At 72.1% G+C, this 12,375-nt stretch carries 11 protein-coding genes and 2 pseudogenes; 7 read left to right on the top strand and 6 right to left on the bottom strand.

Annotation, left to right across the window (positions count from 1 at the left end; translation table 11 throughout):
* Nucleotides 1–66 precede the first annotated feature (66 nt).
* The 4 genes and pseudogenes from ACIRJR_RS15955 to ACIRJR_RS15940 form a co-directional block, all read right to left on the bottom strand.
* Complete coding sequence (locus tag ACIRJR_RS15955; RefSeq protein ID WP_403779928.1) at nt 67–684, bottom strand: hypothetical protein; 618 nt, start codon at nt 682–684, stop codon at nt 67–69.
* 149 nt (nt 685–833) lie between these two features.
* Nucleotides 834–1,658, bottom strand: coding sequence for an MOSC domain-containing protein (locus ACIRJR_RS15950; RefSeq protein WP_403779925.1), 825 nt, complete (start codon nt 1,656–1,658; stop codon nt 834–836).
* A 45-nt stretch (nt 1,659–1,703) separates the two neighbouring features.
* Nucleotides 1,704–2,186, bottom strand: coding sequence for a DUF6643 family protein (locus ACIRJR_RS15945; RefSeq protein ID WP_403779922.1), 483 nt, complete (start codon nt 2,184–2,186; stop codon nt 1,704–1,706).
* Between the two features lie 522 nt (nt 2,187–2,708).
* A pseudogene (locus tag ACIRJR_RS15940) lies at nt 2,709–2,870 on the bottom strand (transcriptional regulator); the annotation flags it as partial.
* On the opposite strand from ACIRJR_RS15940, the pseudogene ACIRJR_RS15935 reads away from it, so the two are divergent.
* Both ACIRJR_RS15935 and ACIRJR_RS15930 read left to right on the top strand, forming a co-directional pair.
* Nucleotides 2,865–3,143, top strand: a pseudogene (locus ACIRJR_RS15935) (hypothetical protein); the annotation flags it as partial. The pseudogenes ACIRJR_RS15940 and ACIRJR_RS15935 overlap by 6 nt on opposite strands.
* Nucleotides 3,144–3,178: 35 nt before the next feature.
* On the top strand, nt 3,179–4,462 hold the full coding sequence (locus tag ACIRJR_RS15930) for a TerD family protein (RefSeq protein WP_403779919.1): 1,284 nt from the start codon (nt 3,179–3,181) through the stop codon (nt 4,460–4,462).
* Nucleotides 4,463–4,489: 27 nt separating this feature from the next.
* On the opposite strand, the gene ACIRJR_RS15925 is transcribed toward ACIRJR_RS15930, so the two are convergent.
* Entirely contained in the window at nt 4,490–5,671 is a 1,182-nt protein-coding gene (locus ACIRJR_RS15925) for a glycosyltransferase (protein WP_403779916.1), read from the bottom strand.
* 58 nt (nt 5,672–5,729) lie between these two features.
* Here ACIRJR_RS15925 and ACIRJR_RS15920 point away from each other — a divergent pair, with 58 nt between their 5' ends.
* The 4 genes from ACIRJR_RS15920 to ACIRJR_RS15905 all read left to right on the top strand — a co-directional run bounded on the left by ACIRJR_RS15920 (nt 5,730) and on the right by ACIRJR_RS15905 (nt 9,360).
* Nucleotides 5,730–6,521, top strand: coding sequence for a glutamate racemase (locus tag ACIRJR_RS15920; protein ID WP_403779913.1), 792 nt, complete (start codon nt 5,730–5,732; stop codon nt 6,519–6,521).
* A gap of 69 nt (nt 6,522–6,590) precedes the next feature.
* Complete coding sequence (locus ACIRJR_RS15915) at nt 6,591–7,163, top strand: hypothetical protein (RefSeq protein ID WP_403779910.1); 573 nt, start codon at nt 6,591–6,593, stop codon at nt 7,161–7,163.
* Between the two features lie 76 nt (nt 7,164–7,239).
* Nucleotides 7,240–8,871, top strand: a complete 1,632-nt coding sequence (gene lnt / locus ACIRJR_RS15910) for an apolipoprotein N-acyltransferase (RefSeq protein WP_403779908.1) — start codon at nt 7,240–7,242, stop codon at nt 8,869–8,871.
* Nucleotides 8,872–8,880: 9 nt separating this feature from the next.
* Nucleotides 8,881–9,360: an NUDIX hydrolase gene (locus ACIRJR_RS15905; protein WP_403779905.1), complete on the top strand. Its 480-nt coding sequence runs from the start codon at nt 8,881–8,883 to the stop codon at nt 9,358–9,360.
* Nucleotides 9,361–9,426: 66 nt separating this feature from the next.
* Here the strand turns inward: ACIRJR_RS15905 and ACIRJR_RS15900 are convergent, their stop codons facing one another.
* Nucleotides 9,427–10,815: an MFS transporter gene (locus ACIRJR_RS15900; RefSeq protein ID WP_403779902.1), complete on the bottom strand. Its 1,389-nt coding sequence runs from the start codon at nt 10,813–10,815 to the stop codon at nt 9,427–9,429.
* Between the two features lie 593 nt (nt 10,816–11,408).
* On the opposite strand from ACIRJR_RS15900, the gene ACIRJR_RS15895 reads away from it, so the two are divergent.
* Nucleotides 11,409–12,329: an AEC family transporter gene (locus tag ACIRJR_RS15895; RefSeq protein WP_403779899.1), complete on the top strand. Its 921-nt coding sequence runs from the start codon at nt 11,409–11,411 to the stop codon at nt 12,327–12,329.
* Nucleotides 12,330–12,375 lie beyond the last annotated feature (46 nt).

Here is a 12,375-nt window from a genome sequence, read left to right as displayed (position 1 = left end):
AGTTGACGGTCGGCCGCCGCTGGAGGCCCACCTCAGCCGCACACCAGGAGATCTGCGTCCCCGGGCTCAGCTGCCCGTACCCGTTCTGCCCCAGTCGGGGCCGACTTCGGCCCACGCGCGGTCGAGCCGGGCGTACCGCCGTTGCATCATGCGCCATACGACTCCTCTGCGGGCGATTTCCGCCAGTGCCCCCGCGACCAGCCCGGCGCCGATGCCCGCCAGCACCGCGTGGGTGTGAGCCGTGGACGTGTCCATGGGGCGCATCACCGGGTTGCCGCGATCGTCCGTCCAGATCCGGATCCGGGTGCCGGGCGCGGTCAGCGTGGACGCCGTCGACACGGTGCCGGTACGTGCCGTTCCGTCCGGGGCGCGCCAGTCGGCCATCACCGACGTGCGCATGGAGCCCTCGGTGACGGCCGCCTCGGGGTCCTGGGCGAAGCGGGACGTGCCCGAGGACGCGCGGACCACGACGGCCGCGGCGAGATGGCGTTGCTCGTGCTGGGCCCGCACCGTCTGCTGGAGCGCGTCGTCCGTGAGCGAGCCGACCTGCCATCCGAGCGCCGGTGCCGCCAGCACCATCAGCAGCAGCGCGGCCAGTGCCACCCATGCCTCGTGAAGGTCGGTGGGCCGGCACACCGGATTGCGCCGCCACCGCCGGATTTCCAGAACCGCTCGCACTGTCATGCACCCCCTTACCCGTCCGTGATAACCGGACAGGGCGTCGAAAACGTCCGCCGACGGCGAAGAGAGAGCAACCTCACGCCGTCAACGCCCCCCATGCCCCTCGGTGTTCTCTGGAATTCTCCCTCAGGAAGCGGAGAATCCTCGTGCGGTCAGCCGATGATCCGTACCGGGTCCCCCACGCGGATCACGCCCGTGCCCTCCGGAATCATGTTCTGGCCGAAAAGGAGATGCTTTCCCCGGCGGCGGTGCCGGGCCAGCGTGTGCAGCGGCTCCCTGCCCCGCTCGGCCGTCCGCTGGTCGGTGGTCGTGATGACGCACCGGCCGCACGGCTTCACCACGCGGAACACGACCTCCCCGATCGTGATCCGCTTCCAGTCGTCCTCCGCCCAGGGTGCCGTGCCTTCCACGACCACGTTCGGCCGGAACCGGTCCATCGGCAGCGGCCCTTCCTCCGGGTGGTCCCCGTCGGCCACCAGCGAGTTGAGCGCGTCCAGCGAGGCACGCGTGGTGAGCAGCAGCGGGAAGCCGTCGGCGAGGGACACGGTCTCGCCCGGGAGGCCGTACTCCGGATCCACGGGTCTGCGGTGCGACGGCGCGTCGAGATGGACGAGCCGGACCTCCGCACCGAGACGCTCGCTGAACCAGGTGTGCGCCTCCCCGGGAGCCGCCACCACCTCGACCTTGCTCCGGTGGAGCTGGGCCGTGACGGTGTGGACGGGATCGGGCACCTCCACGGCCAGTGAAGGACTTCCCGGCGCCGACAGCGACACTCCGCCACCGGGCAGCGGCTCGGCGGAGAGCCTCGCCATGCGGGGCTGCTGACGCTGGGTCACCACCCTGTCCTCGTGGTCGAGCAGCATCCAGCGACGGTCGCCGCGGAGTCCCCATGGCTCGACGACGGCCTGGTCCGCCGCGCGGGAGGCGAGCGACTTGACCGGGTGGATGTGCACGGCACCGAGTGCAGGAGAGAACATGTCTTCATCCTGCCAGCCGTCACTGACAGTGCGCAGGAGAGTCGGTCAGTATCCCCGTCCCTGGTACGGACGGTCGTAGGGGTCCTCGTACGGCGACTGGGCGGGAGCGGGCGCCGGGCGAGGCGACGCGGGGCGCATCGCCTCGTACCCCGTGCCGGGCCGCTGCTGCTGCGGGTAGCCGCGCGGCGCCGACGGCTGCTGCGGGATGTACGGCGCCGGCGCGTGCTGCAGCTGTGCGGGCTGCATCATCGGTGCCTGCTGCATCCCGGTGTTCTGGTACTGCGGCTGCGCCGCCTGCTGCGGGTAGCCGTAGGAACCGGTGTGCTGCGACGGCGCCGCGGGCAGAGCCGGCAGCGCCGAAGGCAGGGCCGGCAGATAGCTGTTCCCTGTGTCGTAGGCGGCAGGGACCCGGATCGGTGCGATCTGAGGGGTCCCCCGCTCGGCTACCAGGGAGTCGTAGATCGGCGTGTCGGGGAACGACGGCGCGGCGTAGTAGCCGCTGCCGTAGGTGGAGCGGGGGGAGGTCATGACACATAAGTTAAGCCCACGATGTGCCGGTTGGGGAGTCCCAATCTTGGGCTCATCCTTTTTATGCTGTTTCTGTCTGTCTGACCTGCCGAAACATTGTCGAATCTCCTGTCTGTGGCGGGGCTTTTCCGGCGGAGCGGCCCAATGGCTCACAGGAAGTGGCGGAGGGGCTACAAAGGGCGACAGTCGCGTGGATTCCGTGGGGACGCGCCAGTCGCGTCGGATTCCGCGGTGACGCACCGGAGAAGACCCGTACGGGACGCGTGCATTGCGCCCGGCGGGTCGATTCCAGGACGGCGGGGAAAGCCGTGACCGATCTTTCCGGATCACCGGCCGACGTGACCGCCGGTCTTTCCGGATCACCGGCCGACGTGACCGCCGGTCTTTCCGGATCACCGGCCGACGTGACCGATGCGGTGACCGTGTATACGGCCCGGCCCGCCCTCGTATACGGCCCGTCCTCGGAATTGCTCCGACGCGGGCCGCCTTCGCGGAGGCGCGCGCTCGGCCTCGGCGGGCGCGTCACATCGGTGAGGAGGCTTCCTGGGGGGCGGTCCAGGAGGCGAGCAGGCGCAAGGAGTCTTCGGAGGGCGAGCCGGGTTCGGCGGTGTGGACGGTGAGCGTCAGGCCGGGTTCGGCTGCCATTTCCAGGCCCTCGTAGGCGAGGGTGAGGTCGCCGACGGCCTGGTCGGCACCCGCGACGGCGACCTCGTACGCGTCTCGGCCGGCCAGACCGTCAAGTGCCCGCCCGGAGAGGAGCACTGGCACGGTGCCGCCGACACCACGCTCATGGCCCACATCGCCATGGTCGTCGGGGACTTCGACGGTGACGGCGCCACCTGGCTGGAGCCCGTAGGGCGGCGGTGCCGCAGGCCGGCGGGGAGCGAGGCCACCGCCCGGCGGATCGCCGGGACCGGTCCGTCGGGACTGTGGGCTCGCCGGCGGACCGGGGACTAGGGTCGCGGGAGACTCTCCGGGTAGCCGGACTCGTGATGGGGGCGAGCATGACCATGCAAAAGGGAACCAATGTCGCGGTGCCGGCCCAGGCCGTGCGGGTCGAACTGGGCTGGCGCACCTCTCCCGGGACACCCGACGTGGATACCTCGGCGCTCCTCCTGGTGTCGGGAAAGGTGCGCAGCGACGCGGACTTCGTCTTCTACAACCAGCCGGAGCACAACTCCGGCGCGGTGCGCCACGAAGGCAAGCGGACGGCAGGTGACACCGTCACGGACGGTCTCGCCGTCGACTTCGCGCGGATCGAGCCCACGATCGACCGCGTCGTGGTGGTGGCCTCGGCGGACGGTGGCACCTTCGGGCGGGTCACCGGCCTCTTCGTGAGGGTCGTGGACCCGGCGAACGGCTCCGAGATCGCGCGGTTCGAGAGCGCGGACGCGACGGTCGAGACCGCGTTCATCCTCGGTGAGCTGTACCTGCGCCAGGGCGCCTGGAAGTTCAGGGCCGTGGGCCAGGGCTACGACACCGGGCTCGCGGGCCTCGCGACGGACTTCGGCATCTCGGTCGACGAGCCGCAGCAGGCACCGCCGCCCCCGCAGCCGCAGAGGGCGCCCCGGCCCCCGACGGCACCGGTCGCACCCCAGGCCGCCCCGACGCCGCCCGCGCCCCCTGCCGTGCAGGGCGTCAGGCTGACCAAGGTCACCCTGACGAAAGAGGCCCCCACGGTGTCGCTGTCGAAACAGGGCGGCACGTCCGGAGCGTTGCGTGTCAATCTCAACTGGGAGGTGCGCAAGCAGTTCAAGGGGTGGGGTGCGAAGCTCGGCAGGGCGGTCGCCATGCACGCCGACCTGGATCTCGATCTCTGCGCGCTGTACGAACTCACCGACGGGAGCAAGGGAGTCGTGCAGGCGCTGGGAAACGCCTTCGGCGCCCTGCGGCAGCCGCCGTACATCCACCTCGACGGGGACGACCGGACCGGCTCGGTGTCCACCGGCGAGAACCTCACGGTCAACCTCGACCACAAGGACCGGCTGCGCCGCGTGCTCATCTTCGTCACCATCTACGAAGGCGCCCGGAGCTTCGCCGATCTGCACGCCACCGTCACCCTGCAGCCTCAGAACGGTGCGGCGATCGACTTCTCCCTCGACGAGTGCACCGTGCCGTCCACCGTGTGCGCGCTCGCGCTGATCACGAACAACGGGGGAGACCTCACCGTGCAGCGCGAGGCCCGCTACCTCGTCCCCCAGCGCGGGGTGAGCCCTCAGCGGACCATCGACGCCGCCTACGGGTGGGGCATGAACTGGACCCCCGGGCGCAAGTGACCCGGGCCGCTCGGGCGGAGGCCGGGCTCAGGCTTCCGGTGCGGCCTCGGGGCGGGCGTACGTACGCCCCTTCCAGGCCGCACCGAGCCCCCGGTGGTGCCGCACGGCGGAATCCACCGTCATCAGGAGGTAGAGCACCGCGGTGAAGGGCAGCAGCGGCGCCAGCCAGAACGACTGCCGGTAGTACCTGAGCATCGGCATGTAGGTCCCCGTCATCACGGCCCACGCCGCCCCGCCCGCCGACGCGGCCACCGGATCCCCCGCCGGCAGTCCGACGATCAGCGTGACGGGGGGCACGACGTAGACGAGGCCGAGACCGAGGACCGTGCCGGCCAGCAGGACGGGGCTGTGCCGCAGTTGGGAGTACGCGCTGCGGGACACCATCCGCCACAGGTCGAGGAGGCGCGGATACGGCCGCACGCTGTCCACCCGCTCCGCCAGCCCCAGCCAGATGCGGCCGCCCGAGCGGCGGACCGCACGCGCCAGCGAGACGTCGTCGATCACCGCCTGGCGGATGGACTCAGGGATCCGGGCGCGCTCGGCGGCTTCCGTCCGCAGCAGCACACAGCCGCCGGCCGCCGCCGTCGTCCGTGACCGCTTCCCGTTCACCCGGCGGAACGGATAGAGCTGCCCGAAGAAGTAGACGAAGGCGGGCACGACCAGCCGCTCCCAGGTGCTCGTCACCCGGAGCCGGGCCATCTGCGAGACCAGGTCGAACCCGTCCGCACCCTCGGCCCCGGCCGCGGCCACGAGTTCGCGCAGGCTGTCCGGCTCATGGGCGATGTCGGCGTCGGTCAGGAGCAGGAATTCGGGCTTCCGCCGCCGCGCCAGCGCCATCCCGTGCCGCAGAGCCCAGAGTTTGCCCGTCCATCCCGGCTCCGGCTCACCGGGAGTGACCACCGTCAGCGCCAGGCCCCCGCACCGGTCGGACAGCGCCCTGGCCAGCTCGCCCGTGCCGTCCTCGCTGCAGTCGTCGACCAGGAAGACCTCCGCGTCGCCCGGATAGTCCTGGGCCAGCAGCGACGGCAGGCTCATGGGCAGGACCTCCGCCTCGTCCCTCGCGGGTACGACCACGGCCACCGAGGGCCATCGCTCCGGTTCCCCGCGCACGGGCAGCCGTTGGTCGGTCCGCCAGAAGAACCCCTGGCCCAGCAGCAGCCATACCCATACGGTCAGTGAACCCACGGCGATCCAGGCAAGGGCGCTCATCCGTCGAAGTCTGCCCCACTCCGACGGTGCCGCAAGGGCTGTCGACTATGGTGACCGGGTGAAGATCGCACTCATGGACTCGGGAATCGGCCTGCTCGCGGCAGCGGCCGCAGTGCGCCGGCTGCGGCCCGACGCCGACCTGGTGCTGTCGTCGGATCCCGCTTCGATGCCCTGGGGACCCCGCACGCCCGAGGACGTGACCCGGCTGGCGCTCGCCGTGGCGCGTGCGGCGGCGGACCACCGGCCGGACGCGCTGATCGTCGCCTGCAACACCGCCTCCGTCCGCGCCCTGCCCGCGCTGCGCGCCGCACTGGAGCCCGGGCTGCCGGTCGTCGGCACGGTGCCCGCGATCAAGCCCGCCGCCGCGGGCGGTGGCCCCTTCGCCATCTGGGCGACGCCGGCGACCACGGGGAGCCCTTATCAGCGCGGGCTGATCCACGATTTCGCCCGCTCCGTGGACGTGACCGAGGTGCCCTGCCCGGGTCTCGCGGACGCCGTCGAGCACGCCGACGAGGAAGCGATCGACCGGGCCGTGGCCGCCGCGGCCGCGCTCACGCCCGCGGACGTGACGGACGTGGTCCTCGGCTGCACCCACTACGAACTGGTGGCGGAACGCATCCGTGCCGCGGTCGAGGGCGATCGTCCCGGCCGCGCGCCGCTCGTGCTCCACGGCTCGGCCGACGCGGTGGCGGCCCAGGCGCTTCGCCGCATCGGAGCGCAGCCCGCTCCGTCGGCCGAACCGTCCGGCACTCTCACCGTCCTCCTCGGCGGACGCGCCGCGGATCTCACGGAGCCCGCTCTGGCCTACGCCGAGGGCCGGCTGCTCAAGGCCGTCAGCCCCGCGGTCTGACCCCGTCCGGGGCCCCGCCGGGGTCGCGCATCCCCTCCTCGCGGGCGGGAACGTGGGTACGCTGCTGGCATGACGGACCACCCCGGCAAGACGCGGCACGGTTCGAGCCAGGCCCCGAGCACGGTCTGGACGGGACGGGCCACCAACCGCTTCCAGTGGCTGCTCGCGGCCGTGGGAGCAGGGTGCCTGGCGCTCGGCGTCGAACTGGCTGTCGACTCCGCCTGGAGTGCCGGAATCGCCCCGCTGCTCATGTCCGTCATCGGTTGTGTCGCCGCCGGGCTCCTCATCCTCTTCGGGACCCTGGCTTTCGTCCACGTCGCGGTGAAGGTCGACGGCGACGCCCTCGAGGTGCGCTGTGGCCACGCAGGACTGCCCAGGCGCCGGATCCTGCTCACCCATGTGGTGGGTGCGGACTTCGCCCCCAAGGTCACCCCGCGCCAGTGGGGAGGCTGGGGCTACCGCTGGCGCCCCGACCAGGGCACGGCCGTGGTCGTCCGGCGGGGGGAGGCGCTCGTCCTCCTCCTGGGGGACGGCAGGACCTTCACCGTCACGGTGGACGACGCGGAGGCCGCCGTACGCTTCATCCGCGACCGCCTGCACCTCCCGGCTGCCGGTAAGGCCCCGGGCCCGTCGGGCCCCTGAGCCCGGTCCGGGCCCCGCTGTCCGGCCGGCAGGAGCCGCTGCCGCCCGCACAGCCGTTCACCGTAGACTCCGGCAGGTGAGCGCCACCATCACCACCGCCGAACCGCCGCCCGCCCCCGTGTCCCGCAGCAGCAAGCTGTGGCCGCGGCTCGTCCGGCCGGCCGCAGCCGTCCTGTCCGGTGCGCTGCTCTACGCGAGCTTCCCGCCCCGGCCCCTGTGGTGGCTGGTGCTGCCCGGCTTCGCCCTGCTGGGCTGGGTCCTGACCGGGCGCAGGGTGCGCGCCGCGCTCGGCCTCGGCCTTCTCGCGGGCCTCGGCTTCATGCTGCCGCTGCTCCACTGGACGGGCGAGGAGGTCGGCCCCGTTCCCTGGCTGGCCCTGGCCCTCGCCGAAGCACTGTTCATCGCCATCGGCTGCGTGGGTGTCGCCGCGGTCTCCCGGCTGCCGTACTGGCCCGTCTGGGCGGCCGCCGTCTGGACCCTCGACGAGGCGCTCAGGGCCCGTGTCCCGTTCGGCGGCTTCCCCTGGGGCAAGATCGCCTTCGGTCAGGCCGACAGCGCCTTCCTGCCGCTCGCGGCGGTCGGTGGCACCCCACTGCTCTCGTTCGCCGTCGTGCTGTGCGGCTTCGGACTCCTGGAGGCCGTCCGGCAGGTCCGCCGGTACAGGGCCGACGGCACCGTGCCCCGCTCCGCCGTGATCGCGGCGGCCGTCACCGTGGCCGCCCCGGTCGCCGCGGCACTGGCCGCCCTCCCGCTGGTGGACGACGCACCCGAGGACGGCACCGCCACGGTCGCCGCCGTCCAGGGCAACGTCCCGCGCCTGGGCCTCGACTTCAACTCCCAGCGCCGGGCCGTCCTGGACAACCACGCGAAGCGCACCGAGGAGCTCGCCCGGGACGTCGCGGCGGGGAAGGAGGCCCAGCCCGACTTCGTCCTGTGGCCGGAGAACTCCTCCGACCTCGACCCGTACCGCAACCCCGACGCCCGCGAGGTCATCGACCGGGCCGTGCGGGCCATCGGAGCCCCCACCGTCATCGGCGCCGTCCTCGCCCCGGACACCGGCCCCCTGCGCAACACCCTCATCCAGTGGGACCCGAAGAGCGGTCCCGTGGACACCTACGACAAGCGGCACATCCAGCCGTTCGGCGAGTACATGCCGATGCGGTCCGTCGCACGGATCTTCAGCAAGGACGTCGACCGGGTGCAGCGGGACTTCGGCTCCGGCGACAAGGTCGGCGTGTTCGACCTCGCGGGCACGAAGGTCGGATTCGTGACCTGCTACGAGGCTGCGTTCGACGACGCCGTGCGCGACACGGTCAAGGACGGCGGGCAGCTGATCGCCGTCCCGAGCAACAACGCGACCTTCGGGCGCAGCGAGATGACCTACCAGCAGCTGGCCATGAGCCGGGTGCGGGCGGTCGAGCACGGGCGGTCCGTCGTCGTGCCCGTCACCAGCGGCGTCAGCGCGGTGATCCGGCCGGACGGCACCGTCGTGCAGAAGACGGGGATGTTCACCCCGGACGCGCTGGTCGACGAGGTGCCCCTGCGTTCCTCGCTCACGCCCGCCACCCGTCTGGGCGCCCTCCCCGAGGGCGTTCTGGCGCTGCTCGCCGTGGCCGGACTCGGCTGGGCGACGACCCGGTCGGTGCGCGCGAGGAAGGCGCGGAAGGACCTCGGGGCCGCCCCGCTGAGCGCGCCGGAAGGCCCGTAGGCTCGCCGCATGGCTACTCCAGACTTCATCCGCGAGATCCGTGCCACCGCCGGCCACCAGTTGCTTCTGCTGCCTGGGGTCACCGCGGTCGTCTTCGACGACGAGGGCCGGGTGCTGCTCGGCCGGCGGTCCGACACCGGGGAGTGGTCGGTCATCGGAGGCATCGGGGAGCCGGGCGAGGAGCCGGCGACGACCGCCGAGCGTGAGGTGTACGAAGAGACGGCGGTGCACTGCGTCGCGGAGCGGGTCGTGCTCACCCAGGCCCTGAAGCCGGTGCAGTACGCCAACGGTGACCGCTGCCAGTACCTCGACATCACCTTCCGCTGCCGGGCCACCGGCGGGGAGGCGCGGGTCAACGACGACGAGTCGCTGGAAGTCGCGTGGTTCGGCGTCGACGCGCTGCCGCCGCTCAGCGAGTTCGCACTCTTCCGGATCAAGCAGTCCCTCACGGACGGCCCCACCTGGTTCGCGCGCACCCCCGAGGCCTGACGGGCCCGGCTCCACCGGTACACGGCGGAGGCGGGCCCTTCGGCACGCGGTTCCGGGCCGGCTGCCTCAGACGGTGCGGGCGGCGTCGGCGGGGGGCGCCACGGAGTCCGCGGCCCGCCGGCCGGTGTCCGGCTCGATGTCCGCGAGGTCCCGGCTCCTGGTCTCCTTCGCGCAGACGATGGCCAGCACCGTCAGGAGCGAGGCGGCGATGACGTACAGCGAGATCGGTGTCGAGCTGCCGAAGTCGGCGAGCAGCGCCGTGGCGATGAGGGGCGCCGGGGCGCCCGCGGCGACCGAGGAGAACTGGGCGCCGATCGACGCGCCCGAGTAGCGCATCCGCGTCGCGAACATCTCCGCGAAGAAGGCCGCCTGCGGGGCGTACATCGCGCCGTGGAAGACCAGCCCGACCGTGACGGCCAGCAGCAGGCTCCCGAAGCTGCTGCTGTCGATCAGCGCGAAGAACGGGAACATCCACAACGCCACACCGATGGCGCCGACGAGATAGACGGGCCTGCGGCCCACACGGTCGGAGAGCGCACCCCACAGCGGGATCACGGCGAAGTGCACCGCGGACGCGATGAGTACGGCGTTGAGGGCCGTCTGTTTGCTCAGGTCCGCCGACGTCGTCGCGTACACGAGGATGAACGCGGTGATCACGTAGTAGCTGATGTTCTCGGCCATCCGCGCACCCATGGCGATCAGCACATCGCGCCAGTGATGACGCAGGACGGCGACCAACGGCATCTTCTCGGCCTGGGCGTCGGCGGCCTTGCGCTGCTCGGCCTGGGCCAGGGCCGCCTTGAAGACGGGCGATTCATCGACAGAGAGACGAATCCACAGTCCGAGGATGACGAGGACCCCCGAGAGCAGGAAGGGGATCCGCCATCCCCACGCGCCGAAGGCGGAATCCGACATGATCGCCGTGAGGGCGGAGAGCACCCCGGTCGCGAGCAACTGCCCCGCCGGCGCGCCCGTCTGGGGCCAGGAAGCCCAGAACCCCCGCCGTTTCGCGTCGCCGTGCTCCGACACGAGCAGCACGGCGCCGCCCCACTCGCCGCCGAGGGCGAAGCCCTGCACCAGGCGCAGGACGGTGAGCAGGACGGGCGCGGCGGACCCTATGGTGGCGTGCGTGGGCAGGAGCCCGATGGCGAAGGTCGCGCCGCCCATCATCAGCAGGCTCAGCACCAGCAGCTTCTTGCGCCCGAGCCGGTCCCCGTAGTGCCCGAACACCAGGGCCCCGACGGGGCGTGCGGCGAAGCCCACCGCATAGGTGAGGAAGGAGAGGAGGGTTCCGACGAGCGGGTCGGAGTCGGGGAAGAACAGCTTGTTGAAGACGAGCGCGGCGGCGGAGCCGTAGAGGAAGAAGTCGTACCACTCCACCGTGGTCCCGACGAGGCTCGCGGCGACGACGCGGCGGAGGTTGGACGGTGGGGGAGCGGTTGCTGGGGCGGCCATGTGTACCACTTCCGGACAGTTGGCGGGGACGGTTCCGTGTCGCCATACCGTAGGAAGGGCCAGGTCAGGCGCGTATGTGGCGGGGCACCATAGTTCGGGCGGCCGGTGTGCGTGCGGGCGCTACGAGGCGGGACGGCAGGGCACCACGCGCCGTGCCCTGCCGGGGGAGGCGCCGTTCGCGGGACAGCCGGAGTGACCGCCCGTCCCGCTATCGAGGGACAGCCGGAACGACCGCCCGTCCCCGTACGCCCGCGGCGGTCATCGACCGGGTGGAGCGGTGGTCACCGTGCTGCCGGTCGCGGTCCCGGGCATGCCACGACCTGGACAGCTGAAACGATTCCGCGGTGGTGATCGTAGGCTGTGCCCCGGCCGGCGCGTCAGTGTGCGGTTTCGATTCAGGGAGGGGCGGGGCAGTGGCTCGAGGGCAGGTCAGCCCCGGCCGTCCTCTCCCGGGCCCGTCCGGCCCCGACGGCGGATCGGCGCCTGGCTCGGCGGTGCCCTCACCCGCCGAGCAGGTGGCCCCGGGCGCCACATGACGGGCGGCCTCCGCCGACCGCTGACCAGCCGCACACGATCCATCAGCAAGGATTTTCATGCAGGGAGTTCTCACCGGCTTCGCGGTGATCGCCGTCGTCATAGGCATCGGCTACGTCCTGGGGCGCCGCGGACACCTGGGGGACGACGGCCGCACGGTCCTGACCCGGCTCGCCTTCAACGTGGCGACCCCCGCACTCCTCTTCACCACGCTGGCGGGAGCCGATCTCTCGGTCGTCTTCTCCGAGCGCCTCCTGGTCACGGCGGCGGCGACCGCGGCCACAGCGGCCGTCTTCCTCACCATCGGGGTCCTGCGGGGCTGGGGCGCCGGACAGCTCACCATCGGCGCCCTGTGTTCCAGCTACGTCAACGCCGGCAACCTCGGCATCCCGATCGCCGTCTACGTGCTGGGGGACGCCTCGCTCGTCGCCCCCGTCCTGCTCTTCCAGCAGATCGTCGTCACCCCGCTGGCCCTGACCGTCCTCGACCTGAACCGGCCCGGCGAGCCCCGCCCCCTCCGGCAGCGCCTGACCACGCCCCTGCGCAACCCGATGGCCGTCGCCTCGCTGTCCGGCGTCACCGTGGCCGCCACCGGGTGGACCGTACCGGCGCCCGCCTTCGAACCGCTCACCCTCATCGGCAACATGTCCGTGCCCGCCGTCCTGCTGGCCTTCGGGATCTCCCTGCGCGGCAGCGGCATTCCGGCCCGCGGGGACAACCGGCCGGCCATCATCCTGTCCGCCACCCTCAAGACGACCGTCCAGCCGCTCATCGCCGTGGCCGTAGGCGCGGGAGTCTTCCATCTGCGCGGCGCGGAGCTCCTCGACGTCGTCGTGATCTCGGCCCTGCCCGCCGCCCAGAACCTCTTCACCTACGCCAGCCAGTACCGGGTCGCCGAACAACTCGCCCGGGAGTCCATACTCCTGTCCACCGTCGCCTCCGTGCCGGTCCTGATCACCATCGCCGCTGTTCTGGGGTGAACCAGGAGCGGGTCCCGGGCCCTCGGCCGGTGCGGCCCGGGAGCGC

Origin of the sequence: Streptomyces sp. NPDC102402 (genome assembly GCF_044765765.1) — a bacterium.
In the GTDB taxonomy this organism is placed as follows: Bacteria; Actinomycetota; Actinomycetes; order Streptomycetales; family Streptomycetaceae; genus Streptomyces.
Note: the sequence above shows the minus strand (reverse complement) of the source record. Positions and strands in the feature narration are given on the sequence as shown.